Source organism: Acetobacter estunensis (assembly GCF_011516945.1).
In the GTDB taxonomy this organism is placed as follows: domain Bacteria; phylum Pseudomonadota; class Alphaproteobacteria; order Acetobacterales; family Acetobacteraceae; genus Acetobacter; species Acetobacter estunensis.
In genome coordinates, this window is record NZ_WOTH01000014.1 from 1 (window position 1) to 13,293 (window position 13,293).

Below are 13,293 nucleotides of genomic sequence, written 5' to 3' on the forward strand. Positions count from 1 at the left end.
GAACAATCAGAGACCATTCTTCGTCGCTGATATCAGACGGATATGGTTTGCGTGCAGTATTCATCAATCTGTTCTGCAACACTCACGCCAGAAAGTACATAACACCCTTTAGGTCGGCTGCGCGGGCCGTGTCGTTCAGGGCGAGAGAGAAAAGAACCGCGTACATAATCCTGCTGCGCTGCATACCTAACTCATTTCGATGCCGGCTTCTGCTTGCAGGAGGAGCAGGGTTTGGCGTTGAGAGTGATAATGAGAATGAGTTGCGTCCGTAACTGCGTTCGAAAGCCCCTTCAAGTGACGAGTTTCGTCTTGGCCCAAACGCAAGCGGATTCCGCCTGATCGCCTAATCTCGGGATGCAGACGGTCCAATTGTGCGGTCAGTGATGTGGGTGTTTTTTATGTGTTTGGGGGAAGCAATGAGGCCACAACGCGGATCGCGGCGTGACGAGCCCGTATCTATGTGTGTGATGTGGACGATGAATTTAAGCGCAGCGTCCGGGGCGCGACCCCGAAGGTTCGATGGAACATGGTGCTGAAGCTGCTGGCATTGTCATAACCGAGATCGAATGCAACCTGTGCGATCGGCTGGCCCGCCGCGATGCGTGACGCCGCTTCGATCACCCGCACCCTGCGACGCCACGCTGCAAAACCCATCCCCATTTCCTGTTGAAAGAGGCGGGTGAAGGTGCGCCGCGCCATACCGGCTTCACGCGCCCAATAATCAATATCGTGGCAATCCCCCGGTTGAAGAGTAATGGCTTCGCACACGCGGCGCAGTCGGGAATCTGATGGGAAAAGCAGACGATTCGCGATTCGGGGTGCGCGTCCGATTTCATCGACCAGAAGCCGGGCGATGGCCGACATGCGCTCGTCCATGGTGAACTCGAACCGCATGGCGATGATTTCGTCTATAAGACCTCGGATCAGGGTGGAAGCCTCAAACATCTTGAAGGGCAGGTCGGTGCCCGAGAGACAGGAATCGACATAGACGACCTGAAACATCAGGTCGGTGCGGCAGTTCACCTGATGAAGGGTATTGGCGGGAATCCACATGCCTTGACCGGGGCGGAGCACGAAACTGCCATCCAGCGTGTTAACCGTCACACTGCCCGCCAGAAATATCGACAATTGCGCTCGGTCATGCGTGTGGAACCCGTCCACAAAACCGCCGATGTAGCAATCTTCGAAACCCACGATGGGCGGTGGCTGAGGGGGAAGGTCCGCTGTGCGCTTCATGACGCGATGATCGCGTTGGACGAACTCTCGAATGCTCGACTGACGTTTGCCGTCAGATCCATGAACACAGGCGCACGCCCCATATGATAATCCCCTGTTAGCCACAGGATTATCATACGAACTTTGTGGTCAGGATATTGAGACTAATTTTTTCTTGAATCTAACCATCTAATTTTATTGAAAATAAAATCAGATGGCCAAAAACAAAGGCATGACGCGCTTTGGATTTGTGCGCTCTATCTGAACACTCAGTGTCTTGATTTTAGGGAAAATGCTGGGGCGAACGACGGGGATTGAACCCGCGACAACCGGTACCACAAACCGGCGCTCTACCAACTGAGCTACGTCCGCCACACAGCGAGCGCACACCTAAAATAAAGCTACCGACACGTCAACACCGATCTGCATCGGAGGGATGATTTTTTCTGTTCTGGAGCGTCTCCAGCGTAGTGAACGGTCAGTGGAAAAAGGGTGAAGTCGAGATCTTGACAGGAAATGAAATTGAGAATAATTCGCAATAAATGGTTTGACACAGTTTTTTCATGTCATGAAAGAAATGGGGCAATGAGCGTTTCCTCTCGGGATGGTCGGGTTCATCTGGTGCCGCTTTTTGCGGGTCTTGCGCTTTCGTGTTCGGGAGTATGGATGCCGGCAGAAGCGGCCGTGGGCGAGGATGCCACGGACCCGCGAGATGTGCCTGTTGCTCCCAAGAAAGTCTCCAGCAAGGCGGCTCACTCAAAGGGCACGCACGCACATGATGAGACGGTTCCGGGCACTGATACGTCTCCCGGCTCGACACATGTGGTTGTGACCGGCAGTCGGATGAACATCCTGCATGAGTCCGTCGGCCTTGCTCGAATACCTCATGATGTCATGCACACGCCCCAGTCCATCAATGTTGTGCCGCAGCTTCTGATGGAACAGCAGAATGTGAAGTCTCTTGATGAGGCATTGCGAAATGTTCCCGGTATTACGGCATCGGTGGGTGAGGGTGAGGGAGGTATGTCAGGGGATCAGTTCCTGATCCGTGGATTTCAGGCACAGAACGATATTTATGAAAACGGTCTGCGTGATTTCGGTGTCTATTCCCGTGACAGCTTCAATTACGATCATGTGTCCGTCATCAAAGGGCCGTCTTCAGAAGTGTTCGGTAATGGCACGACCGGTGGTGCCATCAATATCGTGACCAAGACGCCGCATGCCGGATCATCTTATCAGGCGAATTTCTCTGGTGGCTCGGCGCAGTATTATCGCGGCACTCTCGATATTAATCAGCAGATCAACGAAACGACAGCGGCGCGCCTGACCGCAATGGGCAATGAAAACAATGTCAATGGGCGCGATTACATCTATTCGCATCGTTGGGGTATTGCCCCGTCGATCACGTTCGGTCTGAACAAGAAAATTTCTTATACTGTCGAATATTTCCATCAAAATGATAATCGTATCCCTGATTATGGTGTGTCGGTGGTCACCAAGCCGGGGTCTTCCGTTGGAAAGCCCATTACGGAATACGGCGTGAACCGGAAAAACTGGTATGGCACGACGTTTGATCAGGATAATGCCAGCACGGATATGCTCAGCGGTCGTTTAACGGCAAAAGTCGCGCCGTGGATAACGCTGTACAACGACACTCGGGGCGGTATTTATCACCGTTATTACTCGGCGTCGCAGTCAACTTGCGGCACGGCCTGTACAAACGATTTCTTCTCTGGAGATGCAATAGCCGCAACGACCACTCGAAATGGCGGTCTTGGCGGTCCTAATCCCTATCGTCAGAGTGACTGGTCCTTTCAGGATGTGTTTTCTGCAACGGCTGAGGTCAATACAGGCAAGATTCATCATGAGATTATTTCCGGATTCGATATCGAGCATGTCGAGGATCATCGGAAAAGTTATGTCTATAACCAGACCCGAACGGGAACGAGCCTGCTCAATCCGTCCGCGACGGTTGCAGGTCTGCAGCGTTTAAACTGCAATCAGGCGCCTCAAAATCTCGCCAACCTTCCCGATGGAGTGGGCAGAAAATGTTACAAGGACGGTGCCGCGACAGATATCGGCTTTTTTCTCTCGGATCGTGTGCAATTGGTGAAATGGTTTTCCATCAACGCCGGATTCCGACTGGATCATTGGTACAGTTCGTACGCGGCAACCGGCGGTGTGTCTTCTACACCTGATACCCACATCAATCAGTCCCAGACGACGGTCAATCCGAACGTGAGCCTGATGTATACGCCCAATGATGACCTGATGGTCTATTTCAACTGGGCTGAATCCACTACGCCGACCAGTTTGTATGTGACCAACAGCAATACGCCGTACCAGGCAAATTCGCATTATGCGCCCGAGCGTAGTCGGTTGTATGAAATTGGTGCGAAGTACAATGCTTTTCAGGGACGTATGGGATTTACGGCCGCTCTGTTCCGTCTGGAAAAGAATAATTCCACCATTACGGATCCAAGTACGGGAGATGTGTCCGCGTCTTCGGACAAACAGCGCAATCAGGGGTTGGAACTCAGTGCGTCTGGAAACATCACACGCAACTGGAGTGTGATCGGCACGTACGCCTTTTATGACAGCCGTACCACGGGTTCCCTCACGGCTGCGGATGTGGGTAAGCGGATTCAATATGTTCCAAAAAATTCGGCAACACTCTGGACGACATACACGATCGGTCGGGACACCGAGCATAACGTGACGTTCGGTGGTGGCATCACATGGCGCGAGCGCGTGTGGCTGGACGCTGCCAATACCGCCAGAGTTCCGGCGAATGTGACGTTCGATGCGATGGTTTCGCACACTATTGGCAAGAACTGGCGGCTGGCCATGAATGGCTACAACCTCGCCAACAGGCTGAATTACAGTAACCTGTTCACCAATCGCGTTACGCCGTCGATCGGACGCTCGTTCCTTTTCAACGTGGCGGCGTCTTACTGATACGGCAGATGAAAGGTCATGGCATGACTGTTCAGGCGATCGCACATGAAACGATGGCGAATTAGCAAAAGGATATCTTCCGCGTCCCTGCCGGATTTTATGATGGCAATCCGCAAGCGAGCCTGGGACGGAGACGTCGCGGCTCAGGTGCAATGGGGCGACATTCTGATGAGTGAAGCCTGCGGTCCACCGGAGCCGGCGCGCGCGAAGCAGTGGTACGATATTGCGGCGCTGCGCGGCTATGGACCCGCTCTGAATATGGTGGGCCGGTGTTTCCAATTCGGCTGGGGCTGTGACAAGGACTTGCAGGAAGCGGCGCGTTACTACGAAGCCGCCGGACAGGCGGGCGATATGTGGGGGATTTACAACCTCGGCATTCTGACCATGCGGGGCATCGGGATGCAGGCGGATCTGAAAGCCGCACTCTCTCTGTTTCGTCATGCTGCGGACAATGGGCACGCAAAATCCATGAACCTTGTTGGGCGGTTCACGGAAGAGGGTTGGCATACTCAGCGTAATCGCGAGATGGCCATTGAGTGGTATCGCCGTTCAGCCGAGGGCAGCGATTACCGGGGGCAGCACAACTACGCCACCGTACTCCTCGATCAGGAAAAAAGAGAAGACGCTCTGGAATGGTGGCGCAAAGCGGTTGAAGAAGCCACGTCCGACATTCTTCTGGCCATGCGTGGGCACTTGCTTCGGCTTGGCGAACAGGGCGATGCAGCACTGCTTGCCAGAACAGAAGAACGGCTTGGGGCGATGCACATTCCCCGTGTCGTACTGGAGGATAATGCCCGAGAGGCGTTATCCCCGCGCGATGCGGTCTCTCAACCGTGTCACGGCCTGCTCAAGGATGTCGGGTTTCTTGCAGAAAGCGAAACGGACGAGGTTGCGGGGTGGCGGACCACCAGCGGCGTCGTAGAACGCTGAAACGGGGATCAGGGCGACGCCCGCTTCCTGTGTCATGCGCTTGCACCACGCGATATCGTCCTCACCCGGCTGCACGATGGAGCCGAGTCTACTGATGTCAGCAGTGAGAAAATAGGTGCCGTGACACGGCAGCACGTCAAAGCCGATCTCACGCAGACCGCTCGCCAGAATATCGCGACGCAGCCGCATGTCGTCGGCAAGCATTGTGAAATAGGACGTGTCCTGCTCAAGCCCTGCGGCGACCGCGCGCTGGAGATTGGGGGGCGTGGCGAAAGTCAGGTTTTGATGCGCCTTGGCGACGACAGAGGCGAGGGGGGCTGATGCGGTGATGTAGCCCACCTTCCAGCCAGTCATGGAGAAGCTTTTGCCCGCACTTCCGATGCGGAGGCAGCGGTCGCGCATGTTCGGCAGGGTCATGAGCGGAATATGCGGCGCGCCGAATGTCAGGTGTTCATACACCTCATCACAGATGGCGTAGGTGTCATGCTGCGCAACCAGACCTGCGATGAAGTCCAGCTCTTCCCGCGTAAACACCTTGCCGGTGGGGTTCATCGGAGAGTTCAGCACGATGGCTTTGGTCTTCGGACCGAAGGCGGCGGCCAGTTCCTCGCGGGGCAGGCTCCATTCGGGCGGCGTGAGACGCACCAGCCGGGGCACGGCGCCGAGCAGCCGGATGATGGGCAGATAGGTGTCATAGGCCGGTTCGATGACCACAACTTCGTCACCGGGCTGGAGCAGGGCGGCTAAGCAGGCGGCCAGTGCCTCCGTGGCGCCGGATGTCACCACAACTTCGCGCGCGGCATCGATGATGAGGCCGTGGAACCGGCTGTTGGAGCGTGTCACCGCTTCGCGCAGTTCAGGCAGGCCGGTGAGGGGCGCATACTGGTTGCGCCCGTCAAGGAGGCTGGCGGCGGCCACTTCGGCCAGATGCCGTGGTCCTTCGGTGTCGGGAAAGCCCTGTCCGAGATTGATGGCGCCATGTTCGGAGGCCAGGGCGGACATGACGGTGAAGATGGTCGTGGGCAGTGAGGAAAGCTGGGAATTGAGCGTCTTCACGGCGGTTTCCGGCGCAGAATGATGAAGGGGCTGCATCTTCCGGTCGGCAGACATGAGATCGCGGAATACAGCACGCTACATAAGCGTCCGCCCGGTCTTTCCGTCAATCGTTTCCCTTTGGTGGGGAAGGGGGAGGGAATTATTTCGGTGTCAACCCGATTGCCCCGAAAGCCAAGCCGTGCGAACCTGCTGACGGATCGAAATGCGCCGGGTCCGTTGAAGGCTCCTGCCATTCGATCCGGACGTTCCCGGCGTGCTGCGCGCGCCTCATGCAATCGAGTTGGTGTGACGACGCGGACATGAAGAAGATCGAGGCCATCATCAAGCCGTTCAAGCTCGACGAAGTGAAGGACGCGCTTCACGAACTCGGCCTTCAGGGAATAACGGTGATTGAGGCGAAGGGATTCGGGCGCCAGAAAGGCCATACCGAGCTTTATCGCGGCGCAGAATACATCGTGGACTTTCTCCCCAAGATGAAGATCGAGGTGGTGTGCCCGGACGATCTGGCCGAGCGCGCGGTCGAAGCTATCAGTGCTGCCGCCCGTACGGGGCGAATCGGGGATGGCAAGATCTTCATTATTCCTGTCGATGACGCAATCCGCATCCGCACTGGCGAGCGTGGAGAGGAAGCGATCTGAGACTGTGCCCCACAGGTTTTTCATTGTGACGCTTCCTTGCGGGAGTGTCCCAGTGATGGATGGTGTCAACCGGGGTGTCGCGTCGCGACATCCATAATTCAGGCAAGGACGACATGGCCAAGAAAGAAACGGGTGCGAAGAGCGCTTCGGAGGCTATTGCTCGGGTTTTCGAGCTTATCAACGAGAACTCCGTGGAAATGGTGGACCTGCGTTTCACGGATCCGCGTGGCACCTGGCACCACACGACGCAGTACATCACGACCATTGAGGAAGACACCTTCACCGAAGGTTTCATGTTCGACGGTTCCTCGATTCCGGGCTGGAAGGCCATCAACGAGAGCGACATGGTGCTCATGCCGGACGCATCCAGCGCCGTCATGGACCCGTTCTCGGCCAAGCCGCAGCTTATCCTGATCTGTGACATCGTCGATCCGGCCACCGGCCAGCTCTACAACCGTGATCCGCGTTCGACCGCCAAGCGCGCCGAGCAGTATCTCCAGTCCACCGGTCTGGGCGATACGGCGTTCTTCGGTCCCGAGGCCGAGTTCTTCGTTTTCGACAACGTCCAGTTCGGCACCGGCCCCAACTATGGCAAGTACCAGCTCGACAGCATCGAAGGACCTGATGCATCCCTGAAGGCCTATCCGGAAGGCAATCTCGGTCATCGTCCAGCTGTAAAGGGTGGTTACTTCCCCTGTGCGCCGGTGGACAGCGAGAGCGACCTGCGCGCCGAGATGCTGACGACCATGGGCGAGATGGGTCTGCCCATCGAGAAGCACCATCATGAGGTGGCGCAGTCCCAGCACGAGCTTGGCACGAAGTTCGACACGCTGGTGCGTTCGGCCGACTTCATGCAGATCTACAAGTACTGCGTCCACAACGTGGCCGTGTCCTACGGCAAGTCGGCTACTTTCATGCCGAAGCCGATCTTTGGCGACAACGGATCGGGCATGCATGTCCATCAGTCCATCTGGAAGGGCGGCAAGCCGACCTTCGCTGGCAATGGCTATGCCGATCTGTCCGACACGGCGCTGTATTATATCGGTGGCATCATCAAGCACGCGAAGGCTCTGAACGCTTTCACGAACCCGTCCACCAACTCCTACAAGCGTCTGATCCCGGGCTTTGAGGCTCCTGTGCTGCTGGCCTATTCGGCCCGTAACCGTTCGGCTTCGTGTCGTATCCCGTATGCGACGAGCCCCAAGGCCAAGCGCGTCGAGGTCCGCTTCCCCGATCCGACCGCCAATCCCTATCTGGCGTTCTCGGCCATGCTGATGGCGGGTCTGGACGGCATCAAGAACAAGATCCACCCGGGCGATGCCATGGACAAGGATCTGTATGACCTGCCGCCGGAAGAACTGAAGCAGATCCCGACGGTTGCGGGCTCCCTGCGCGAAGCTCTCGAATCCCTTGCGGCCGATCACGAGTTCCTGCTTGCGGGCAACGTGTTCACCAAGGACCAGATCGAGAGCTATATCGAACTGAAGTGGAAGGATGTGTATCGTTTTGAGCACACGCCGCACCCGGTCGAGTTCGAGATGTACTACTCCGTCTGATTTCGCTTTTTGCAAAACGGACTATGTGGAAACGCGGCCCTCGGGTCGCGTTTCTTCGTTTGAGGGGGAGCCGTGTTTACGGTTGGGTCAGGATGCGGGCACATCCTTCCTTCATGACAATGCGCGTGTTTGCTCTTCTTGCTGTTCTTTTTCCGCTTTCGGTTCACGCAGCCTGTCCGGAACATTTTGCGGGAGGCGTGCCGCCGTCGTCCACCATGCCAGTGGTGGAATTGTGCTCTCAAATTTTCGCCGTCGGATATGCCCCGGCCGATCATGAGGCGCTTTGGAGCGCTGAGCATCTGACGGCTGTGAGCATCGCTCAGGCAGAGCACCTGCATGGACGTGGCCAGTTTCATGAGGATTTGCGCCTGCCGGTCGAACAGCGCTCGGAGCCCTACGATTACAAACGTTCAGGCTGGTCGCGGGGGCATCTCACACCTTCAGGAGACGCGCCCACTCGCGCTTCACGCGAGGAGACGTTTGCGCTTTCCAACATTGTTCCGCAGGCGACCCGGCTGAACGAAGGAGCGTGGAGCCATATCGAGATCAATGTGCGGCAACTGGCGAGACAGGCAGGAGAGGTGCATGTCGTGACAGGACCAGCGTTTCGCGAAGGCATGGGACGGATAGGGGCCGATCATGTGCGCGTGCCGTCTTCATTGTGGAAGGCGGTGTATGTGCCCTCACGACACGCTGTGGCGGTCATCGTGTGCAAAAACATCAAGCCATTTGTGTGCAATGCCGTGGGGCTGGAGTCTTTGTCGCGGGTAACGGGCATCGATCCTTTTCCCGGGGTTCCGGCAGAGAACAGGAAACGGATGGCGCAACTGGAACGCAAGTTATTGAGTTCGATTACCCGTCACAAGGATTAGACCGGACGGCGTGATGAAGACATTCAACTTCTGCGAAGGTAGGAGGTAAGAAAGAGAGGTTTACTCCTCCTTCTTGCCTTCTTCTGCTTCCACCGCCGGTTTGCGCACGCGCACCTTGCGGATATGTCGCGCATCTGCGTCCAGAACCCGGAACACAAAGCCGCTTTCATGCGTCAGCACTTCACCGCGTGTCGGCACATGCCCGGCCAGTCGGAACACCAATCCACCGATCGTCTCGATCTCGGCTTCGCGTTCGGCTTCCGTCAGGATCGGGCCGATCTTCTCCTCGAACACTTCGACCGGACAGCGGGCGTCCACATCGAAGGAGCCATCGGGCCGCTCCACGATCATGTCAGCCTCAGGCTCATCATGTTCGTCGGAGATATCGCCCACGATGGTCTCGATCAGGTCCTCAATGGTCACCAGCCCGTCGATCCCGCCATATTCGTCGATCACGAGCGCAAGATGCATATGCCGCTGGCGCATCATCAGAAGCAGATCGAGGACCGGCATCTGCGGGGCGATCATGAGCGGCTGACGCAGCAGCGGATCGAGGCTGAAGGCCTCGCTCGTGCCGACATAGGCGATCAGATCCTTCACATGGATCATGCCGATGATGTCATCGAGTTGTCCGCGATAGACCGGCATGCGGGAGTGGTTTTCGCGGCGCATCATGGCCAGTGCGTCATCGCGGCTGATATCGGCCGGCATGGCCACGATGTCGGCGCGTGGCACCATCACGTCGTCAGCGCTCGTTTCGCGCAGGCGCAGGATGTTGGCGATCAGCGCGCGTTCCTGCCGGTCCAGTTCGGGCGCTTCATCGCCGTTGTCGCCGGCCTCGGCAGCTTCCTGCACGAGAGCCGCGATGGAGTGACGGACGCCCTGCTGCTCGCGCTTGCGGCCCAGAAACGAAAAAAGACCGCGCTTGTGACGCCCATTGGAAGACTCGTCGCCAGAGGTGGAGACATTCTGCTCTGTGGTGCTCATATGCGCGGCTTCCAAGGGTTGGGGACGCCGAGCGTTGCGAGAACGCGCGTCTCTTCCATTTCCATGCGGCGGGCTTCCCCGGCCTGATGATGATCGTGTCCGCCCAGATGCAGGATGCCATGGGCGATAAGATGGGCCAGATGCTCGGCCACCGGTTTGCGGGCGGCCTGAGCTTCCCTGCACACCGTCTCGAAGGCGAGTATGATCTCGCCGCCCGGAAGACCGGGGGCGGGCGGCTCGAATGTCAGCACATTGGTGGGTTTGTTACGCCCGCGATGGCGGTCGTTGAGCCGCTTCACCACCCGGTCCGAAGACAGCACGATGCTTTCAGGTGGAGCGAGCGGCGCCCCTCCCGGGGTGCGTCCGCGCAGACTCGCGGCGCAGGCACGGCGGACCAGACGCTCGACGGCGGGGACGACACCCCGCCACCTTCTGTCCTCGACGATGATCTCGGGATCATCGCTGCTGTCCACATGATGCATCCCCCAGTCGAAGGGGGAGAAAAAAGACCCGTTTCCGTGGGAAGGGTCGGGATCGGCCCCGGCGCTCTCGGCGCGGGTGCGGCTACTGGGCGGTTCCATTGTTCTCCCGGCGGAACCTGCTGTTGTGGGAGGACTCCCGTTCCGCCGTCTTCCTGTCATCATACGCCTCGACAATGCGGGCGACCAGCCTGTGCCGCACCACGTCGTTGGCGTCAAAACGATTGACCGCGATGCCCTGCACACCTTCGAGTGTTTCCAGCGCGTCACGCAGCCCGGAGGTGGTGCCTGATGGCAGGTCCACCTGGCTCAGATCACCCGTCACGACCATGCGGGTGCCATTGCCCATGCGGGTGAGGAACATCTTCATCTGCGCGGGCGTGGTGTTCTGCGCTTCATCGAGAATGACATAGGCGTGGGCCAGCGTACGTCCCCGCATGAAAGCGAGGGGTGCGACTTCGATGTCACCGGTGGCCATGCGGCGCGTGACCTGTTCTCCGGGCATCATGTCATGCAGGGCATCATACAGGGGGCGCAGATAAGGATCGATCTTGTCCTTCATGTCGCCGGGCAGAAAGCCCAGACGCTCACCGGCCTCCACGGCGGGGCGGGAGAGGACGATACGATCCACCTGTCCGGACTGGAGCATGGCGACGGCCTGCGCCACCGCCAGATAGGTCTTGCCCGTACCGGCCGGACCTACGCCAAAGACCATCTCGTTGCGGGCCAGCATCTCCATATAGGCGGCCTGACCGGGAGAGCGCGGTTCGATCGCGCCGCGCCGTGTGCGGATGGCGGGGAGGTCGTTGATAAGCAGGCGTGGGCCATGGGAGCGCGGGGGCGTTTCGGTCACGGCAGGAGCCTCCGCAGGCGCCTGCTCACGCAAGGCGGCGTGGATGTCGGACAGGCGGATGGCGGCGTCGATTTCGGCGGTGTCGATAGCGGTTCCGCGTTCGAGCTTGCGGTACAGCGTTGTGAGCGCGGAGTGGGCGAGGGCGGTGCGCCCCGGTTGTCCCGTGATGGCGATCCGATTGCCCCGGCAGGCCAGTTTTATCCCCAACGCCTCTTCCATGTGGCGCAGATGTCGGTCGCGATCCCCGACCAGTTGCGCCAGCAGGGCGTTGTCTCCGAACTGGAGGGTCGTCGTTTTCGACGTGTCCTTGCCGGAGAGGTGAGAGGCGCCCCGGTGGGCGTGCGAGGTTGGGGATGCGTTGGGCTGGGTCAAGCGGGCACACACTCCTCGACAAGATTGCCGACCAGCGAATTGCTGAGTCGTTGTGTGATCAGCACAGGACGGATCGTGCCAACCAGATCGGCCGGTCCATCGACATGGACCGGCTGAAGCCACGGAGACCGTCCGACCATCTGGCCGGGCTTGCGGCCATGTCCCGTGAACAGCACGGGAGCCACATCGCCTATGACGGAATCGTTGAATGCGTCCTGCTGCTCGCGCAGCAGCGCCTGCAGGGCATAGAGGCGCTCATCCTTGAGGGCCTCTTTCACCTGCAACGGCGCACCCGCCGCCGGGGTGCCGGGGCGAATGGAATATTTGAAGGAGAACGCCTGCGCGAATCCGACATCGCGGATCAGTTGCATGGTCGCTTCGAAATCCGCATCCGTTTCGCCCGGATGTCCGATAATGAAATCCGAGGAAAGGGCGAGGTCGGGACGTGCGGTCCGCAGGCGGTCCACCAGCCGGCGGTAGTCATCGGCCGTATGTCCCCGGTTCATGGCGCGGAGAATGCTGTCCGAACCGGATTGCACGGGCAGATGCAGAAACGGCATCAGGGCGGGCAGATCGTGGTGGGCGGCAATCAGATCGTCGCCCATGTCGCGCGGGTGGGAGGTGGTGTAGCGGATGCGTTCCAGACCCGGAATCTCCGCTAACGCGTAAGCCAGTTGGGCGAGCGCCCATGTGCCGCCGTCCGGTCCTTCGCCGTGATAAGCGTTCACGTTCTGACCGAGCAACGTCAATTCCCGCACGCCACTGGCCACGATCCGTCGCGCTTCCGCCAGCACGGAGGCCACGGGACGGCTGGCCTCCGCGCCGCGTGTGTAGGGCACGACGCAGAAAGAGCAGAACTTGTCACAACCTTCCTGCACGGTGAGGAAGGCTGTGACGTTTTCAACGGTCTGCGGTGCTTCCGCTTCGGGCAGGAAGTCGAATTTCTGCTCTGCGGGGAAATCCGTCTCAATGACGGAGCCACCGGCGCGTGCGGCCTTGGCCACCATCTCCGGCAGGCGGTGATAGGTCTGCGGCCCGAGCACGATATCCACGTAAGGTGCGCGCTTGAGAATCTGCTCACCCTCGGCCTGCGCCACGCATCCCGCCACAGCGAGGACTGTCTTGCGTCCCTGTGCCTCGCGCTCGTCCTTGATGAGTCGCAGACGCCCCAGTTCCGAAAACACCTTTTCCGCTGCCCGGTCGCGGATGTGGCAGGTGTTGAGAATGATCATTTCGGCCGCTGCCGGATCCGCCACGGGCGTGTAGCCCAACGGACGCAGAACGTCGGTCATGCGGGCGCTGTCATAGACGTTCATCTGGCAGCCCCACGTGATCATGTGCAAGCCACGGGGCGACGCCTTGGCGTCCGGCAGAGGA

The 13,293-nt window shown here is 58.8% G+C and carries 10 protein-coding genes, 1 tRNA gene and 1 pseudogene; 5 read left to right on the forward strand and 7 right to left on the reverse strand.

The annotated features are described in order from the left end of the window. Window positions 1-456: 456 nt before the first annotated feature. Both GOB87_RS08390 and GOB87_RS08395 read right to left on the reverse strand, forming a co-directional pair. The gene (locus tag GOB87_RS08390; RefSeq protein WP_166315138.1) at window positions 457-1,236 is read right to left on the reverse strand and encodes an AraC family transcriptional regulator; all 780 of its coding nucleotides are present in this window, start codon (window positions 1,234-1,236) and stop codon (window positions 457-459) included. Window positions 1,237-1,511: 275 nt separating this feature from the next. Beyond that, window positions 1,512-1,587: transfer RNA gene (locus GOB87_RS08395), tRNA-His, on the reverse strand. A gap of 213 nt (window positions 1,588-1,800) precedes the next feature. Between GOB87_RS08395 and GOB87_RS08400 the strand changes: the two genes are divergently transcribed. Then, window positions 1,801-4,173, forward strand: a complete 2,373-nt coding sequence (locus GOB87_RS08400; RefSeq protein WP_166315141.1) for a TonB-dependent receptor — start codon at window positions 1,801-1,803, stop codon at window positions 4,171-4,173. Window positions 4,174-4,431: 258 nt separating this feature from the next. Further along, window positions 4,432-4,725, forward strand: a pseudogene (locus GOB87_RS16775) (tetratricopeptide repeat protein); the annotation flags it as partial. Window positions 4,726-4,977: 252 nt separating this feature from the next. On the opposite strand, the gene GOB87_RS08410 reads toward GOB87_RS16775, so the two are convergent. Then, on the reverse strand, window positions 4,978-6,213 hold the full coding sequence (locus GOB87_RS08410; RefSeq protein ID WP_242006251.1) for an aminotransferase: 1,236 nt from the start codon (window positions 6,211-6,213) through the stop codon (window positions 4,978-4,980). Between the two features lie 245 nt (window positions 6,214-6,458). Between GOB87_RS08410 and GOB87_RS08415 the strand changes: the two genes are divergently transcribed. From GOB87_RS08415 to GOB87_RS08425, 3 genes are all read left to right on the forward strand, one after another. After that, complete coding sequence (locus GOB87_RS08415; protein ID WP_166315144.1) at window positions 6,459-6,797, forward strand: P-II family nitrogen regulator; 339 nt, start codon at window positions 6,459-6,461, stop codon at window positions 6,795-6,797. A 113-nt stretch (window positions 6,798-6,910) separates the two neighbouring features. Next, the gene (gene glnA, locus GOB87_RS08420; protein WP_166315294.1) at window positions 6,911-8,353 is read left to right on the forward strand and encodes a type I glutamate--ammonia ligase; all 1,443 of its coding nucleotides are present in this window, start codon (window positions 6,911-6,913) and stop codon (window positions 8,351-8,353) included. A gap of 113 nt (window positions 8,354-8,466) precedes the next feature. Continuing rightward, window positions 8,467-9,225: a DNA/RNA non-specific endonuclease gene (locus tag GOB87_RS08425; protein WP_242006252.1), complete on the forward strand. Its 759-nt coding sequence runs from the start codon at window positions 8,467-8,469 to the stop codon at window positions 9,223-9,225. 60 nt (window positions 9,226-9,285) lie between these two features. Here the strand turns inward: GOB87_RS08425 and GOB87_RS08430 are convergent, their stop codons facing one another. From GOB87_RS08430 to miaB, 4 genes are all read right to left on the reverse strand, one after another. Further along, window positions 9,286-10,212: a hemolysin family protein gene (locus tag GOB87_RS08430; RefSeq protein WP_166315150.1), complete on the reverse strand. Its 927-nt coding sequence runs from the start codon at window positions 10,210-10,212 to the stop codon at window positions 9,286-9,288. Continuing rightward, the gene (gene ybeY / locus GOB87_RS08435; protein WP_166315296.1) at window positions 10,209-10,694 is read right to left on the reverse strand and encodes an rRNA maturation RNase YbeY; all 486 of its coding nucleotides are present in this window, start codon (window positions 10,692-10,694) and stop codon (window positions 10,209-10,211) included. Before ybeY ends, GOB87_RS08430 begins: the two co-directional genes overlap by 4 nt. Before the next feature lie 82 nt (window positions 10,695-10,776). Next, window positions 10,777-11,916 carry a PhoH family protein gene (locus GOB87_RS08440; protein ID WP_166315153.1) on the reverse strand — a complete coding sequence of 380 codons (1,140 nt, stop codon included), beginning with the start codon at window positions 11,914-11,916 and terminating at the stop codon, window positions 10,777-10,779. Next, window positions 11,913-13,253 (reverse strand): tRNA (N6-isopentenyl adenosine(37)-C2)-methylthiotransferase MiaB, encoded by a 1,341-nt coding sequence (gene miaB / locus GOB87_RS08445; RefSeq protein ID WP_166315299.1) that lies wholly within the window; start codon window positions 13,251-13,253, stop codon window positions 11,913-11,915. Before miaB ends, GOB87_RS08440 begins: the two co-directional genes overlap by 4 nt. Between the last annotated feature and the right edge of the window lie 40 nt (window positions 13,254-13,293).

Bases quoted from the DNA above. Each gene is read 5' to 3' on its own strand.
- GOB87_RS08390 (WP_166315138.1), bottom strand. From the start codon at position 1,236: ATGAAGCGCACAGCGGACCTTCCCCCTCAGCCACCGCCCATCGTGGGT.
- GOB87_RS08400 (WP_166315141.1), top strand. From the start codon at position 1,801: ATGAGCGTTTCCTCTCGGGATGGTCGGGTTCATCTGGTGCCGCTTTTT.
- GOB87_RS08410 (WP_242006251.1), bottom strand. From the start codon at position 6,213: ATGTCTGCCGACCGGAAGATGCAGCCCCTTCATCATTCTGCGCCGGAA.
- GOB87_RS08415 (WP_166315144.1), top strand. From the start codon at position 6,459: ATGAAGAAGATCGAGGCCATCATCAAGCCGTTCAAGCTCGACGAAGTG.
- glnA (WP_166315294.1), top strand. From the start codon at position 6,911: ATGGCCAAGAAAGAAACGGGTGCGAAGAGCGCTTCGGAGGCTATTGCT.
- GOB87_RS08425 (WP_242006252.1), top strand. From the start codon at position 8,467: ATGACAATGCGCGTGTTTGCTCTTCTTGCTGTTCTTTTTCCGCTTTCG.
- GOB87_RS08430 (WP_166315150.1), bottom strand. From the start codon at position 10,212: ATGAGCACCACAGAGCAGAATGTCTCCACCTCTGGCGACGAGTCTTCC.
- ybeY (WP_166315296.1), bottom strand. From the start codon at position 10,694: ATGCATCATGTGGACAGCAGCGATGATCCCGAGATCATCGTCGAGGAC.
- miaB (WP_166315299.1), bottom strand. From the start codon at position 13,253: ATGATCACGTGGGGCTGCCAGATGAACGTCTATGACAGCGCCCGCATG.